Source organism: uncultured Fibrobacter sp. (genome assembly GCF_900316465.1).
Classification (GTDB): domain Bacteria; phylum Fibrobacterota; class Fibrobacteria; order Fibrobacterales; family Fibrobacteraceae; genus Fibrobacter.
In genome coordinates, this window is record NZ_ONDD01000003.1 from 167,832 (window position 1) to 184,169 (window position 16,338).

A 16,338-nucleotide genomic window follows, 5' to 3' on the forward strand; every position below is an offset into this window, starting at 1 on the left:
TTGGAAAATTTTTTGGCTTAGTCTATTTCACTCTGATTCTTTGCGCGTAGCCTGCAGTGCCGTTCTTGGCGCGTACGATGTAGTTGCCGCTGGCGATGCCGTCGAGGCTGAATTGCAGGGTGCCTGCGGGCAGGTTACCCTTGGCGAGGTGTGCAACCTTGTGGCCGAGCATGTCAAAGAGGGCGATGCTTGTGTGGCCTGCCTGCGGAATGGTGATGCTCAGGTTGTTGCCTTGCAGCGTGATGCTTAATTTGTTTGAAATTTGCTTGAATGCCCTGGTGGTTCCTTCAGAACCGATGGCGCTTACCTTGTCCCAGCCGGGCATGTTGTCGAGGGCGATAATGCGTTCGTCGTCCAGGTTACGCTTCCACATGTCGGCAGGAGTCTTTTCCAAGAAGTTTCCGCTCCAGGTCTGGCTCCAAGTCATCCAGTAGCTCCAATATGCCTTGTCTTCGGCAATGCTGTCAATGTCCGGGATGGCGCCGTTTTCGCTCAAGGCGATCATCTTGCTTGTGCCCACGTCGCTCACAATCTTGTTGTAGTAATTGGCGGCGGAATTGTGATCGTTCAGCGGGTCGTAAATGTCGACTGCCACGATGTCCACGTATTCATCGCCGGGGTACCAGGCTGCATTGAGGGCGCTATAGTCATAGCCGAGTGCCGGGTCGGTATTGATGTTCCAGACCCAAATCAGGTTGTTGAGCTTGTTGGTTTCGACCATGCGCTTGAACACCAGACGGTACAGCTGCACATAACATTCAGCGCTAGCGGTACCCCACCAGAACCAGCCGCCGCTTGCTTCGTGAAGTGGACGCCACACAACGGCGATGCCTTTGTCCTGCAGCTGCTTGAAGTAGCCCGAAACGATGTCCACGTCGGCAACGATGTCCTTGTATTCCTGCGAGGTTTCGTCGATTTCTGCGCACTTGTCGCCCTTGAATGCCTTGGTGTAGTTAAAGCAGGTGTTGCTTTCGCTGGTGCCCTTGACGCCTTCGGTGCAACCGCTGGCGTTGAATCCGTTCATGGGGTAGGTATCCTTGGTGTAGAATACGGTGTCTTCGCCGACTTTCCAATGCCAGGTATAAGTCGGAATGCCGCCCATGGTCCACAAGTCTTCGGTCATCAAGAGGTTGTTTTCGGTGTAGCCACGGAACCAGCCTTCTTCGTGATGGCCGCCTGCGGCAAAGAGCATGTCGAAGCCGCCGATGGCGGGGTAGTGACCGCTACGCTTGTAGAATTCGGCGATGTCGGTTTGGCCCTTCCAAGAAACTTCTTCGTCGGTGTATTTGCAAGAATCCGCGGGCGTGCAGCCGCCGGGCGGAATAATCTTCATGTCGCCGTAATTGTAGTTGAAATTCTGGTCGCTAATCATCATACCGCTGATGGTCTTTTTGCCGAAGTTATCGCGCAGGAATCCGTAGAGCTTTCTGGCGCTTTCGCTTGCATTCGGCGTGACCGGGCTGGCACTGATTTTGTATTCCGGATCCGGATGGCGTTCGACGGTAATGTAGTCTACGCCAATCGACTGGTTGCCAACAGTAATCTGGTTTTCGCCGACCTTCATTTTGGCAGACGCCGCGATGACGTAGCTTGAATCCACATTGCGCGGGGTCGTGAGCATGGAGCCCACATCGACGCCGTTGACCACGATTTTCGAGGTGATCCAGTCGTAAATCTTGATGCGCACTTTGGCGGTAATGTCGTAGACGGCGGTCTCTTCGACTTTGACGGTAAACGTCATGCCGGCCGCATCGGCGGGCTTCACGTACTTGGCGCCTTCATCGTCTGTGGTAATGTCTGCGGCGGTAACGCCCGCCTGTTCTTCTGCTTCGTACTTGGTGGGGGCGGCAAAAGCAAGTGCAGCCGCCGACAAAACGGCAAAAGCCATCAGAGTCTTACATCCCATACATCACTCCTTAATTTATGCCTTAAATATACCTTCGAATGGCCGCGATTTTCATTTTGAAAGCAAAAAAGCGGAAAAGATGTTGTCTTTTCCGCAATAGCTTAAATGGCGTTTTTTACTGAAAATCGCTTATTTTAGCGTGATTTTGTGGTTTTGTGCCAAACCGTTCGCCTGGATACGCACTAGGTACGGTCCGCGGGCGAGGCGTGAAAGCGCAATCGTGCCGTTTTGGCTCATCTTTTTCGCGAGCACGCGGTTTCCTTGCAAATCGTAAATCGAGACTTGTGCGGTTGAGGCGTTCAGGTTCACCTGCAAATCGCGACCGACAAGCTGGATTGCTGGAGCCGCTTTCTTGGAGGTGACGATGATGGTCGTCTGCATTTCGTACTTGTCCCAGCCGGGCATGTCTTCGAGCGTCAAGGTGTATTCGTTGTTCATGACGGTCTTCCAGCTTTCGGCATTGTTGTCGTTTGCCCAGCCTTCCATGGCGTAGTCGCCGTACCACGGCATGAACCAGCTCCAGTTGGCGCCATCGGCCTTCATTTCGTCGGGGTAGGGCACGGAGCCGTTTTCAGACAATGTGACGATTTTCTTGGCGCCATACATATCCTTGACTTTTTCAAAGGAACTGATGAGCGATGCGTGATTCGATTCGCGCGGGTAGTAGTAATAGTCGCGACCCACCACGTCTACGTATTCGTCACCGGGATACCAATCCAGTGCATCGGGCGCTTCGTCGGTCGTCCAAACCCAAATCAGGTTATGGAGCCCCTTCTTGTTTACAAAAGTGTCGAACATGAGCTTGTACAGGGCTACGCAGGCTTTTGCGCCGTCGGTGCCCCACCAGAACCATTTGCCGCTTGCTTCGTGAAGCGGACGCCACAGCACGGCAACGCCTTCTTTCTGGAGCGTGAGCAGGGAATCAGCAATCATTTCCATGTCGCGCATAATGGCCTTGTATTCGTCGCTGTCGGTTTTCCACTTGCCGGTGGTGGTGTCGTAGGCAAGGCCGATGCTGAATTCAGTGTAAGGGTCGTTTCCGCTAGAGAAAGTGTAGAAGGCTTCTACGCTGTGCATCGGGTCTTTCCAATGCCAGTTGAATTGCGGAATGCCGCCCTTCTTCCATACGGTCTTTGCCATTTCCAAGGAGGCATGCGTGTAGCCCTGATACCACTGCTGATCGGAATTCTTGCCGGAGGCATGCAAGAAGTCGAAACCGACGAGAACCACGTTCTTGCCGCTAGCCTTGTTGATGTAGCTGAGTTCAGTCTGGGTGTCAAAATCTTGCGGGGTGTAATTGCCGTCGTTTTCGAAGGGGCGTTCGGTCATCACGCCGCTAATGACTTTCTTGCCAAAGTTCGTGTACAAGAAGTTGTAGAGCTTCTGGGCACTTTCGGTAGGCTCTGGAGTGACGGGCTTGGGACTGATGTTCCAAGGAGTTGCTTCGAATTCGGTGATTTCGATATAGTCAATGCCGACCCATCCCCAAGAATGGGTAATCCCGATTGCGTTTTCACCTTTTTTTAGTTTGATTTTACCTGCCGCCTTGAGGACCGTAAAATCATCGGCGGAGCCGAAAGTAATTTGGCCGGCGGAGCTTCCGTTCAAAGTCAAGTTTTGAGTCTTGTTGCCGCGCTCGGTGGGGAGCTTGTAGCTCACATACAGTGTATAGTAGCCGTCGTTAGGCATGTTTACGGTGAAAGCAAGGTCGCCTTCGCCCATTTCCACATACTTGCCGCCCGAGGCGTTTGCATCTGTAGTGATTTCAAGTTTGTGGTCGTCGGCGGGCACGGCAGATTCGGCTTCAACGCGAATGGCTGCGGCCATGGAGTAGGTTGAAAATGCGAGCGCTGTTGCGGTCAAAAAATGATAGGTATTCATACAACCTCCGGTTCTTTTTAAAATAATTTATTTTTCCCGGTTTATAAATTCTGTAGTTTAAAAAACGTATTGCAAAAAAGAATCCCCGCGGCAAACTTGCGTCAACCACGGGGATTCAGGAGTCATGAAGAGAAACTTACTTGATTAAAACCGGCTGGGTAGCGGCAAGGCCTGCGCCCTTGACGCGCACAATGTAGCGGCCCTTAGGCATATCGGCGAGGCTGAATGCGCTTGTGCCTGCGGCGAGGTTGCCCTTGTAGAGGGTTGCCACGCGCTTGCCGTTCATACCGAATACTTCGACAGATACGAGGCCAGCCTTTGCAGTCGTGAGAGAAACGGTCTTGCCCGAGACGCTCAGCTTGGCGGAGGCGCTAGCCTTGGCGACTACCGGCTTGATGGCGGCAGGTGCGCCAGATTCGTCGACGAGCTCGATCTTGGCGATGTGACCCTTGCTCTGCGTTGCAGTCTTGAAGAGTTCAGAGGTCTTGTCGAAGGCAGAAATCACCTTGCCGTTGTCAGCGACGAGATCGTCGAAGATTACGGTTCCTTCGAAGCCCACGGCAGCAACCATCAGCGTTACAGAGAAGAGCTTGTCGAGGTCCATGGGGTGTTCCACTTTATCATCGTCTTCGTACTTGGTAATGTCGAATTCGCAAGTCGAAGATGCGCCGTCGTTAATCCAGCAGCCGGTGGAGGTAGACATTTCCCATGTCCAACCGTCGTCTTCCATACCGTTGCGGACAAAGGCGAGACCAACCCAGATGCCTCCGTCTGCACCGCCGGAACCGTTATTCGTAATCTTGAGGGAAACAGTCGTTGCACCCGTGAGGTTAGGAACCTTTTGGAGTTCAATGTTGGCACCACTGTCGTTTAATGCCTTGTAGGTCACGGCCATCATCAAGTTCTTGTAGTCTTCTTTCTTGGAGGTGTCGGCGTCGAACTTGGCGCTTTCACTTGCAGTCGGGCAAACCTTCGTCGCAGAGGCTGCTTCGGTGTAGTTATCCCAACCCGGCATTTCGTCAAGAGTGATAATGCGTTCGTCAGCGAGGTTCTTCTGCCATACGCTTGCGGCTGTCTGGCTAACGTAGCCGCCGTTCCAAGACGGGGATTCGTACCAAGGCATCCACCAGCTCCATGTTGCACCGTCGGTGTACATGTTGTCGACATCAGGAATCGGGCCGTTTTCGCTGAGCGAAATAATCTTGTTGGTGCCGCCCTTGTTTGTGAGGTCAATGAATGCAGCGCTGTTGCTCTGGTGATCGTTTGCCTTGTTGTAAATGTCAACGCTCAACACGTCATAGTAGGTTTCGCCCGGAGTCCAAGACATCGTGGCGGCATCTTTTGGGTTAAAGTCCCAAATCAGGTTGTTCACGCCGTTCTTGAAGACCATACGTTCGTAGACCAACTGGTAAAGGGCTGCGAACTGCTTGCCAGTATTGACGCTCCACCAGAACCAGTTTCCACCGGATTCGTGCAACGGGCGGAAGATGGCGGCGACGCCTTCTTTCTGAAGGTCAAGGAAAATATTAGAAACGAGGTCGATATCACCGACAATGGCCTTGTACTGGGCGGAAGTCGTATCCCATGTAGTGGTGCCCTTGACGAATGCTTCGGAGAAGTCGAATTCGGTATTGTTGGTCTTGTTGCCGTTAGCAGTGTAGAATTCTACTTCGTCACCCGGGCGCCAGTGCCATGTGACAGCCGGAATGCCGCCTTTTTTCCAAATAGACTTGGCGATGTCAATAGCCTTTTCGGTGTATTCCTTGAACCAAGAAGATTCCTTGTTTGCGCCGGTGGCGTTCATCAGGTCGACGCCGACGAGTGCCGGGTACTTGCCGCCAGCCGTATACACAGCTTGAACGTCTTCGTGCTGGGTTGCATCACCAACGGTGTAGGCGTCCATGTTGCCGGTCATTACACCAGAAATAGTCTTCTTGCCAAAGTTGTTGACCAAGAAGTTATAAAGCTTGACTGCAGACGGGGTGGCGTTCTTGGTGACAGGTGCGTTGCAAATCGTGAATGCCTTTGCTTCGTATTCCTTGACTTCGATGTAGTCCACATCGATCCAGCCCCAGCTATTGGTAATGGAAATCGTGTTTTCGCCTGCGGCAAGATTCAGAACCGTTTCGACGTCGGCGAATTTGCCCTTTTCGGTTTCTTCAAAAGTAACGGCAGAGGAGATGCTTCCAACAACGACGTTGTTAATCTTGGAAGTGCCGTAATTGTTCATATAATGAATAACGATCGTGTACTGGCCCGCTTTTTCGACGGTGAAGGGGGCGAACGTCAAATCGCCACCGTTCAGCTTGACCACTTTGCCGCCCGAAGCTGCAGTAACAGAGGCGACGGCTGCATCCTTGGTGACGGTACCGTCTTCGGCTTCGTATTGTGCAGCGCTTGCGGATGCTGCGGCGGCGAGACCGAAAGCGAGAATCGTTTTTGTGAATTTCATAACATGCTCCTATATTTTCGTCAAGGAAAATAGGTTTTGCAGAGTGCATTTCAAAGCATATTTTGAATTGTGTTGAATAAATCGTTGGGTGATTCTCAACAAAAAAATCCGCTTTTTCAAGCGGATTTTGATAACTAATATTTACTAGAGACGCCGTTTTCGCGAATTAAAGCTCAATTCCCGTCTTTTCGTGGAAATGGAAGCCGAACGTAAATGTGCGCTCTTCACCAGGCGGGATCACAATGAGGCCACGGTGGTGATTCAATGCATCGGGTTCCGTTGTCATGGGTTCGATAGCGATGCTCATGCGGTCAGGCGGGGTGTAAATCTGGATGGCGTTGTACTGTTCAACACCGGCTTTCTGCCAAATATCAAGCATATAGCGGTCGCTTTCAAGCGATACGTGTGCGTTGTTGATAAAGTCAGAACCGTTAGCCTGCAATTCGGTGACATCTTTTTCGAGACAGAAGCAATCGTTGATGAATTCATCGTTGATTTTGCGGCCGTTTTCAAAACGGGTGTCTTCTTTGTACTGCCCGGTAGGAATGTCGGCTTTGTCCAACAGAGCGAGCGAACAAGCGGGCAATTTCATTGTCAGGTTGTTAATCTTTTCGCCCAAAGTAAAATACGGGTGCCAGCCTTCGGAATAGGGCATGTCGGTGTTGCCGACGTTTTTGACGGTCGAGGTAATCGAAACGCTTTCGCCCGTGAAGGTGATTGCGTTGGTGGCGCGATAGGGGAACGGGAAACCGGCAAATGCACCCGGCCAGTCACAAGTGAAAATGGCGGTGCAGCTGTCGTTTTCGCTTTCGAAGGAATCAAATTCCCATTCTTTGTTCTGCAAGAATCCATGCAGGGCGTGCGGTGCCCAGGTTACGTTGTTTACAAGTTCGTAGGTCTTGCCCTGCCAGGTGAATTTGGCGTAGGCCGTGCGGCCGGGGAAGGGAGTGAGCCTGCAACCGGCGTTTGTGTCCGGGGAAATTTTTCTAAGGGTAGGTTCGTCTTTGTAGCCGTAGAGCAAATCGAGCAATGTCGAGGTGCGGGTATTTTGCTGATTTTCTACGGGGACTCGCCAACCGTTGAGTCCGCAGCCAAAACCGTTCAGAATTTCAAATTCGGCTCCGTCGTCGCGTTGAAGCACGAAACAGGGAATGGTGCCCAGGGGGCGGAAAATTAGTTTGAATTGGCTCATAGGCTAATAAATGTACAATAAATCGCGAGAAAATGCCCTATTGCAATAATCAAATAAGAAAATATTAAAATACAATGTGTCAATTTTCGTACATAAATGAAGGTCTCGGGCGCTTTTGCTATCTTTGCCGCCATGGATTCCCAGACGATTGTAGCCCCGATGACGCCTGCAGGCGTGAGTGCTGTGGCGGCCCTCCGAGTGAGCGGTACGCAGGTGCGTCTGGTGGTGGAACGCCTGTTTGGAACAAAGGCGGCCAAGGGGTTAAAGCCCCGCATGGCAAATCTCGGCACGGCCCGCGACCCGGAATCGGGCAAGGTGCTCGATAGCCTTCTGTACATTTATTTTGAATCGCCGAATTCCTACACCGGCGAAGACGTGCTGGAACTTTACCCTCACGGAAACCCGCTGATCGTGCGCGACTTGCTGCAGGCAATTCGCAGCATCGAGGGCGTACGCCTGGCCGAACCCGGCGAATACACGCGTCGTGCTTTCTTAAATGGTAAAATGGATTTGACCCAGGCCGAATCGGTGGCCGACGTGATTCACAGCGCAAACCGTGCGGAACTGGAAAACGCCCACCGCCTGCTTTCGGGTGCGCTTTCGAAAAAGATTGCAACGCTTACGGCACAGGTGAAAGACATTTCGGCCCGCCTCGAACTTGACGTGGACTTTGCCGAAGAAGAAGCCGATCCCGATTTTGCGGGCTGGGAGGCGCGCTTTGTCTCTATACGCGAATCTATCCTGCAGATTTTGAACAGCTTCCGCGGCAAGGCGAACCTGAGCAGGCTCCCGCTGGCCGTTCTTTACGGCGCTCCGAATGCGGGCAAGTCGAGCTTGGTGAATGCGCTCCTCGGCGAAGACCGCGTGCTCGTGAGTAATGTTCCGGGCACCACGCGCGACTTTGTTGAAGTGAGACTCTTTTTGGAAGGTGGTGAAATTCGCTTGGTTGATACCGCGGGCATCGCAGAGCATGCCACCGACGAACTCGATGCGCTCAGCATGAAAAAGTCCCGCGAGATTCTGGAAGAAGCGGATTTGAAAATTTTGGTGGAGGATGGAAGCGACGTCATTGCGAGGAGTGCAAGCGACGAAGCAATCCAGCCTGATTTTATTGTCCACTCCAAGTGCGACGTGCGTCAGTCCCTTCCCGAAACCGGACTCTGCATTTCTTCCAAAACAGGTGCGGGCCTTGCCGAACTCAAGAGCATCATGAATTCCGCCTTGTTCAAAAAGCGTGAAAACGAAGAAGACCTCTGGATTACCAGCGAACGCGAAAAGGCTTGCCTCGAAGATGCCTACGCCGGCGTGAACCGCGTGCTCGACCTGCTCCGTAGAAATCCGGCGGTAGAACTGCTCGCCTTTGAAATGCAGCTTGTCCGTAGGTCGCTCCAGAGCATAACGGGCGAAATTTCGTCCGAAGACATTTTACAATCTATTTTCGCGGGGTTCTGCATTGGAAAGTAGTTACATCGGTGCTTTGCTTGCCATTTTCATGTTCGGCTCCTACATGGTGCCCCTTAAAAAATGGCCGAATTATTCCAGCTGGGCCTACCTTTCGATGATGACCTTGGGCGCGCTTCTGAGTGCGCTTGTCGTTGCGTTCTATACGGGTACCTTCAATGTGCACCCGATTGGCGTGCTTTGCGGCCTCATGTGGGTCGTGGGTGGCGCCTTCTGTTTCTGGGCGGTGCAGGCCGAAGCCGACCTCGCGGGCGCCGGCGTGCGTTCCATGGGTGTGAGCATTCTGGCCTCGTTCCTGTCGGGCGTGCTCCTGTTCGGCGAACAGTCCAAATTCTTCCTCTCGATTCCGGCCATTGCGTGCTTCCTGATCGGGCTTTCGCGCTTGTCGCCGTCGCATGGCGGCTCCGTATTCAAGAACTGGCGTTCCCTTTTGGGCGGCTTTGCCTTCGGTACCTACCTGATTCCCTATAAGCTTGCGGTCCAGTCGGGCCTCTCGATGACCGATGTCGAATTCCTCTGCCCGTTTACCATCGGCCTTTTTGTCGGCAGCCAGGCTCTGATTGCCGTGCTTGAAATCCGCCGCAAAAAAATGTTCGAATACAAACTCGTGCCGAGTCTAGTCACCATTGTGATGGGCGTGCTCTGGATGGTCGGCATGCATGGTTGCTTCTGGGCTATCGATGTGAACGGCGCGCTCGGTTATGCCATCGGTTACCCGCTTACGCAGCTGAACTTGCTGGTGAACCTGGGCTGGGGAGTGTTTGTTTTCGGCGAATACAAAACGGCCCGCGAACGAATCAAGTTGCTCTTGGCGACCTTCATCATTCTCGCGGGCGCTGTGTTGCTGACCCTGTCGAAGGGCTAGCGGGGCGTTCGCCCCTCTTTTACTTTATCGCGATCTTCTTTGCGGCAAGGCCGTTGACTTTGACCATGTAGATTCCGCTCTGCACGTTGTCGAGCTTGAGCGTTGCCTTGCCGGCGGTCAGCGGGCTGCTTGCGATTTTGGAACCGTTCAGCGTGAAGAGTTCTACGCTTGAGGCACGTACGCCTGCGGCGTTGACCGCGAGAGTGCGGCCCTGCAGACGAACGTCGAACGACTGCGCCTTTGCAATATTGGACTTGGGAATGGCGCTTCCAAAGGAGTCGATTTCAATCGATTTCTCGTCATAACGGGTGGCGAGGGCCATCAGGTACCAGGTGCTGTGCGGCAGCCACTGTTCCACCCAGCGCCAGTTGTGCCAAGGTTCGTCGTAAGGGAAACCCACATATTCAACGCCATCGTCATCCCAAGCGATTCCCGAGCCGTCCTTGTTCTTGCCGGTAATGCCGTTCGCGATACCGCCCTCGAGGGTGGCGTCGTAATCGGAGGTGCCGTCGTACTTGGCCGGGTTCTTCTTGCCGATGCCGTACATCATGCTCACGCCGTAGGGGTTCTTGCCTAAAATCCAGTCGAGCTGGTTTGCTGCATACTTGTCTCCGCCATCGTGACCTTCGATTTTGTGCATCGAGTGGGTGGCGTATGCTACAGCGGCCGCAAGACTTGCGATACGGGCGTCTTCGCCTTGCCACCAGTAGCCACTCTCGTTATCGTGCGGAATAAAGAATCCTTCCTTGATCTCTCCGCCAGTCTTGTATGCCTGGCGAGCGTAACCGAACGGGTTCTCGACCTTGTCCGTAATGCTGAGTAGCCAGTCGTAGTGCTTTTTGATGGTGTCGCCGACATCCAGGGAATTGCAACGTCCTCCGGTACAGAACAGCAATCCGACTTCGGCATATCGGATGAGGGCGATGAGCGGGAGTCCCGCATCGCTCGCGTGCCAGAACGGGCGCGTCTTGTCATCGTCGCTCCAGAAATAGCCATCTTTGCTCAGACGTCCCGAGAGGCTTTCGGCGCGCTTGTCCGCGTCGAGCAAATATTTGTCTTTTCCCGTTGCCGCATACAGTTCGGTTGCCGCAAGGAGTGCCGTGTAGTCGTCGATGATATTTTCCTTGCCGTCGTCACAGTAGGCGCAGTTTCCGCCGATGCTCTGCTTTTCGGACAGGTGGGCGTAGGCTTTTTCGGCTGCTTCAAGGTATTGTTCGCTGGTGTAGTCGCCATTTACTCGGAGAGCTGCCACGCGGGCAAGGCCTGCAATTGCCATACCGCCGCCTTCGCGGAATGCCGTCTGGTAATTGCTGCTCTTTTTGCCGTCGTCGCCGCTAAAGGCACACAGGTAGCGGCTCCCCATGCCCCAGTTGTCGAACACAGTCATGTAGAAGAATCCCTGTTCGTCCAGCATGCGTACCAAGAAGTCCGCGCCGTAGGCGGCTTCTTCTGCGGTCTTTGCCTTGGTGCTTGTCGATGCCAGCAGCGTCGGAATGCGTTCTGCTGCGAATGCGAGCGACCACACCGTCAAGGGAATCTGCTGCGGGTTCAGGTAGTTTGCGTAAGAAAGGTGACTCAGGTACTTGCTCACGTCGCCGCTTGCGTCATACCAACCGCCGTGAACATCGCGCGTGACGTTGTCTTTGCCGTAAACGGGAACCTTCTGGTCCCATTCGTTAATGGGGGCCTTGTCGGCGCGATCGTTGTAGAAGTAATCCATGACCATCGCAAGGGTCTTTTGGGCGAGAGTTTTTTCACCCACATAAAACTTGTTTGATGCTGTCGGGCTGCCTGTAGCCACTTCTATGTGAAAGTGTCCCGGTTCTACGACGGGGTTGGCAGGCAAGGCTGTGGTGTATGTGGGAAGCACCTGGGTCAGGTCGATGAAATAGTATTTTCCGCTTTTAGCCCAGTTGTCCGGGTTTACGCCTTTGCCGAATTTCTCCGTTGCTACGGGAGATCCGGTCGAGCCGTCTTCGGGGTCGAACCAAAGTGTCCATTCGGTGCCTTCGAGTTCGTCGGTGCTTTGCACCACGATAGAAACCGGTTTGTCGTTGTCGTAACCGGCCTCGTTGATAAAGAATGTGTTTGAGGCAAAAGCGCACGTGGCGAGCGATGCCGTAAGGAGGGTTGGCTTGGAAAATTTTTTCATGGGGTTGAATATAATTTATGTGAGGGGAATTTCCAAACAAGTGTCAAAAAGATGTGCTTTGAATCAAAGCGAAAACGGGTTGGCTGTGTAACTTGATTTTAATTAAATACGCAAAATTTGCGTTAAATATGACTGGCAGGGTGATTGAGCCTATTCGGAAATAATCTTCTTGCTTTAGAAAAGGGGCCGCCCTTTGCCTATTTTGATGGGTTGTGAACTTCTCTAAGTGCTTGGTATTGGCTGAATTATTTATATATTACGCTAAAAATGCGTTAAAAACGCTCTTTTTTGAACTGTTTCTTTGTGGGCTGTTGATTCTTCGGCTTTATTGAGTTACATTTGCTCGCGAAAACAAAAAAAGGATAGTCACTATGTACTACGAAAGCATCAAAGTTTTGGACTGCACCATCCGCGATGGTGGCTTGGTCAACAAGCACGACTTCTCCCTCGAATTTGTGCGTCGCCTTTACACCCTCCTGTCTGCCGCCGGTGTGGACTATATGGAAATGGGTTACAAGAACTCTCCGGATCTCTTTGACCCCAAGGAATACGGTCCGTGGAAGTTCTGCGATGACGATTTGCTCTGGAAGGTGAAAGACGGTATCGATTCCAAGATCAAGATGGCTGTGATGGCTGACGTTGGCCGCGTGAACATGGACGCCGTGAAGCCCGCCAGCGAAAGCCCGTATCAGATGTTCCGCGTGGCAAGCTACGTGAAGAACATCGACAAGGGTATCGAAATGGTGAACGCCTTCCACGACATGGGTTACGAAACCACCCTCAACATCATGGCCGTGAGCCGTGACCGTGGCCCGGAACTGGATGAAGCCCTGCACCAGGTGAACGAAGAATGCAAGGCCGACGTGCTTTACTTGGTGGACAGCTTCGGCGCATTCTACCAGGAAGACATCGATAAGGAAATTACCCGCTACCGCGGTATCGTAAAGGGCAAGAAATTTGGCTTCCATGGCCACAACAACCAGCAGCTGGCCTTCTCCAACACGATTCAGGCAATCATTGACCATGTGGATTACCTCGACGGTTCCGTGTCTGGCATGGGCCGCGGCGCCGGCAACTGCACCACCGAACTCTTGCTCGGATTCCTCAAGAACCCGAAGTACGACCTTCGTCCGGTGCTTGATGCCTACCAGGAACTGTTCTTGCCGCTTAAGGAAAAGTACGAATGGGGCTACATCATTCCGCAGATGATTACGGGTATGCTAAACCGTCACCCGCAAGATGCCATCGCCATCCGCAAGACCGAAGACAAGGACAACTACACCAAGTTCTATAATCATATGATGAATGACTAGGAGGCGAGCGTCGCAGGAACAAGCTTGCTTGTTCCTATGACCGAGCCGACGAGTCATGGGCTCGCGTAGCGAGACCAACGACTAATAAGCCTAGCATTGCGATAAACTATCCGGGTCTTAGGGCGGAGCCCTAGGAGAAGGGGTAGTGGAAAACGCAGCAGGGCTGCGATTGTAACGAGGGGGATTCTTCCCCCTTTGTTTTTTTACTAGCTTATACCTGTGCGCTACTTATTCCTGCTGATTGTACTTGTATTTGGGTTGTCTGTCTCGTTTGCGGCAGACGGCGTAGACTCGCTTGAATCAGAGAATAAGTTGTCCGAAATCAGCACGGTTCCCTTGCCGGGGCAGACCGCCTACATGGAACAGGGACTTTCGTTCGGGCTTGGCTTTGGCGTGTACGACCCGCTGGACGAATGCGACTGCATGGGCGCCTGGCAGGCACAGCTTGAGTACTTTTATAAAGATTGGATAAGCGGGGGAGTCAGTGCGCTCTTTTTCGGGGGCGACCTCGACCGCGACGCGATGATCGTTTACCAGCGGTACCGCCTGAATGTCAGGTTCCACATGGCGTCCGAAGAGTTCGACTTGTATGCTTCGCCGCTTCTGGGTTTTGAAAATACGAGTATCTCGGCGTTTAGAAAGCAGGTGCGCGGAAAGAAGACTGCCTCGGAACAGCGGCAGCATTACTGGTGGGATGACGATGCCGAAGATGACGAAGCCGATGTGGATTCCGTAGAAGTCAAAAATGACGACTGCCAAAAACTTTTTACGCTGGACGGTTTTTCTATCGGGCTTGCGCTGGGCGGCGGGTATGACCTGTCGGATTTGTTCGGCCTGACCGGCGAAGTTCATGTGGAATACAACTTTACCAAGGAATTCCTGCTGAACGTGGTTCCGGGGGTTGCCTTTAACCTGCGCGAAGTGTGGCCCTGGGCCAAGCGGACGCTCCGTTCGACCTGGATTTCGTTTGAAGTGGGGGCCCAAAAGGCCTTCAACAAGGATATTGACGGGTGGTCGAACACCTTTTTCCTGGGAATTCAGTTCGGGGCGTAGGGTAGACCTGCCTCCGAGGTTTGACACCTAAATCCCGATTTTCTATATTTGGTGCACCGATTTTTATCGGAACCCTCCCGGGGCCAATGTCGGTTTCCCGGGCGATAGACCAAAGGGACTCATTATATGAGACAATACGAAACGATGGTGATCATCGACGCTATGATCTCTGACGACGCTATCAAGGCCGAAATCGAGACTATCGCCGCCAACATCACCAAAGGCAACGGCGAAATCCTCCGCCGCGACGATTGGGGCAAGCGCAAGCTCGCTTACACCATCAAGAAGCGCCAGCATGGCTTTTACGTGATCTTCTACTACAAGGCTGAAGCCGCTACGGTCGCCTCTGTGGAAGCCGCTCTTAAGCTGAACGAAAACGTTCTCCGCTGGATGACTCTCGCTGATTATCCGATGAGCGAAATTGTTTATGACCAAACTCAGACCCAGTCCACCGAAGATATCATCCCGGTTGACGCAGAAGAAGGGGAGGCTGAATAATGGCTTTTGAAGATAAGAAGCAGGCAACCCGTATCCGCCGCAAGAAGACTTGCTGGTTCACGGAAAACAACATCAAGTTCATTGACTATAAGGACGAAAAGACTCTTCGTCGCTTTATCTCTGAACGTGGTAAGATCATTCCTCGCCGCATTTCTGGCACCTCCGCCAAGTATCAGCGTATGCTGAACGAAGCTATCAAGCGTGCCCGTCAGATGGCTATTCTCCCGTTCGTTTCGGACAGTCTGCGCTAAGGAGGAACTAGACTATGGAAATTATTCTTAAGGCCAACGTTCCCCACTTGGGCAAGATGCTTGACGTCGTGAAGGTTAAGGACGGCTATGCCCGTAACTACCTCTTCCCGCGCAAGCTCGCTGTTCGTGCTACTAAGGAAGCCAAGCTCGAAATCGAAAACAACCGCGCTGCCGTTGAAGCTCAGTTCCAGAAGGAACTCGCTGCCGCTGGCGATGTAGCTGCTAAGCTTTCTCAGATTTCTGTTAACCTCGAACGCCGCGTTGTGGAAGGCGAACGTCTGTACGGTTCTGTGACCGCTTCTGACATCGCTGACGCCATCACCAAGCAGGGCGTTAAGGTTACCCGTGCTCAGGTTGCTCTCGAAGAACCGATCAAGCAGCTCGGTGTTTACACCGTGACGATCAAGGTCTTCAGCGACGTTGAAGCTCAGGTCAAGGTTTGGGTGGTTGCAGAGAAGGCATAAGTCTTTTCTAAATCACTAGAAATCTTTCGGACCGCTCCTTCGGGGGCGGTTCTTTTTTTTTGCGTAAACTTTTTTAAGGCAGGCGCCGCCGGGCTTTTGACGTTTATAACAAAAAATGCGGACAAATGAATGACCGCATGCTGTTTAAATTTTGGTAGAAAATTACTTGTTGATGAACTGGGGAATGCCCTTGTACTTTTCCATGTTCTTCATGATGCTGGCCATTTCCCAGTCTTTCTCTTTGAAGCGGCGGCGGAGCAGGGCCACGAACACTTCCATGAGCATCAGGCAGTCGTAAACGGCGCGGTGCATCTTGTCGGATTCTATCTTCATGCTGATTTCGTCGCGGCGCTGGAACATGTTGGCCAAGATGCCGAGCTTGTGGGAACTGGCTTCAGGGAGGATCGCCTTGGAAATAGCGAGGGAGTCGATGACCGGGTTGCCGGGCACCAGCTGCGGGTTGTTCTTGTAGGCCACGCGCAAAAAGCTTGCGTCGAAGTTTGCGTTATGGGCGAGCAGAATAGAGCTCTGGCCGCAGAATTCGGTGAACTTCTTGATGGCGTCGCCAACGGCGGGGGCGTCTTGCACGTCGCTGTCGTAAATGTGGTTCACGGCAGAGGCTTCGGCCGGAATCATCATGTTCGGCTTTACGAAGGTTTCGAGTTCGCCGAGCAGCTTAGGCACGACTTTGCCGTTCTTGGTTTCGACGGTGAACTTGACGGCACCGATTTCAATGATTTCATCTTTCTGGTTGTTAAGACCTGTAGTTTCAAGGTCGAAGGCGACAAATTTCGGGGGCATTAAAATCACGATTCATTCCTTAGTTAATGAGTTATCACCTTGGTATATT

The 16,338-nt window shown here is 52.7% G+C and carries 13 protein-coding genes; 7 read left to right on the plus strand and 6 right to left on the minus strand.

Annotation, left to right across the window (positions count from 1 at the left end; translation table 11 throughout):
• Positions 1-22: 22 nt before the first annotated feature.
• The 4 genes from QZN53_RS02225 to QZN53_RS02240 form a co-directional block, all read right to left on the minus strand.
• Positions 23-1,906 (minus strand): glycosyl hydrolase, encoded by a 1,884-nt coding sequence (locus QZN53_RS02225; protein ID WP_163437152.1) that lies wholly within the window; start codon positions 1,904-1,906, stop codon positions 23-25.
• A 129-nt stretch (positions 1,907-2,035) separates the two neighbouring features.
• Positions 2,036-3,787: a glycosyl hydrolase gene (locus QZN53_RS02230; RefSeq protein WP_163437154.1), complete on the minus strand. Its 1,752-nt coding sequence runs from the start codon at positions 3,785-3,787 to the stop codon at positions 2,036-2,038.
• 136 nt (positions 3,788-3,923) lie between these two features.
• Positions 3,924-6,239 (minus strand): glycosyl hydrolase, encoded by a 2,316-nt coding sequence (locus tag QZN53_RS02235; protein ID WP_163437156.1) that lies wholly within the window; start codon positions 6,237-6,239, stop codon positions 3,924-3,926.
• Positions 6,240-6,405: 166 nt separating this feature from the next.
• Positions 6,406-7,431, minus strand: a complete 1,026-nt coding sequence (locus QZN53_RS02240; RefSeq protein ID WP_163437157.1) for an aldose 1-epimerase — start codon at positions 7,429-7,431, stop codon at positions 6,406-6,408.
• Between the two features lie 96 nt (positions 7,432-7,527).
• Here QZN53_RS02240 and mnmE point away from each other — a divergent pair, with 96 nt between their 5' ends.
• Both mnmE and QZN53_RS02250 read left to right on the plus strand, forming a co-directional pair.
• Positions 7,528-8,895, plus strand: coding sequence for a tRNA uridine-5-carboxymethylaminomethyl(34) synthesis GTPase MnmE (mnmE, locus tag QZN53_RS02245; protein ID WP_294651224.1), 1,368 nt, complete (start codon positions 7,528-7,530; stop codon positions 8,893-8,895).
• The gene (locus QZN53_RS02250; RefSeq protein WP_163437159.1) at positions 8,885-9,757 is read left to right on the plus strand and encodes a GRP family sugar transporter; all 873 of its coding nucleotides are present in this window, start codon (positions 8,885-8,887) and stop codon (positions 9,755-9,757) included. The genes mnmE and QZN53_RS02250 overlap by 11 nt, the downstream gene beginning before the upstream one ends.
• Before the next feature lie 19 nt (positions 9,758-9,776).
• Here the strand turns inward: QZN53_RS02250 and QZN53_RS02255 are convergent, their stop codons facing one another.
• Positions 9,777-11,909, minus strand: coding sequence for a glycoside hydrolase family 9 protein (locus tag QZN53_RS02255; protein WP_163437167.1), 2,133 nt, complete (start codon positions 11,907-11,909; stop codon positions 9,777-9,779).
• A gap of 371 nt (positions 11,910-12,280) precedes the next feature.
• Between QZN53_RS02255 and QZN53_RS02260 the strand changes: the two genes are divergently transcribed.
• The 5 genes from QZN53_RS02260 (at position 12,281) to rplI (ending at position 15,488) form a co-directional block, all read left to right on the plus strand.
• Positions 12,281-13,222, plus strand: coding sequence for an aldolase catalytic domain-containing protein (locus QZN53_RS02260; RefSeq protein ID WP_163437169.1), 942 nt, complete (start codon positions 12,281-12,283; stop codon positions 13,220-13,222).
• Positions 13,223-13,441: 219 nt separating this feature from the next.
• On the plus strand, positions 13,442-14,275 hold the full coding sequence (locus QZN53_RS02265) for a hypothetical protein (protein WP_163437171.1): 834 nt from the start codon (positions 13,442-13,444) through the stop codon (positions 14,273-14,275).
• Between the two features lie 126 nt (positions 14,276-14,401).
• Entirely contained in the window at positions 14,402-14,773 is a 372-nt protein-coding gene (gene rpsF, locus QZN53_RS02270) for a 30S ribosomal protein S6 (RefSeq protein ID WP_088627221.1), read from the plus strand.
• Positions 14,773-15,024, plus strand: a complete 252-nt coding sequence (gene rpsR, locus QZN53_RS02275) for a 30S ribosomal protein S18 (RefSeq protein WP_072801474.1) — start codon at positions 14,773-14,775, stop codon at positions 15,022-15,024. Before rpsF ends, rpsR begins: the two co-directional genes overlap by 1 nt.
• Positions 15,025-15,038: 14 nt before the next feature.
• Positions 15,039-15,488, plus strand: coding sequence for a 50S ribosomal protein L9 (gene rplI / locus QZN53_RS02280; protein ID WP_072801475.1), 450 nt, complete (start codon positions 15,039-15,041; stop codon positions 15,486-15,488).
• Between the two features lie 162 nt (positions 15,489-15,650).
• Here the strand turns inward: rplI and QZN53_RS02285 are convergent, their stop codons facing one another.
• Entirely contained in the window at positions 15,651-16,289 is a 639-nt protein-coding gene (locus tag QZN53_RS02285; RefSeq protein ID WP_294651233.1) for a PolC-type DNA polymerase III, read from the minus strand.
• Between the last annotated feature and the right edge of the window lie 49 nt (positions 16,290-16,338).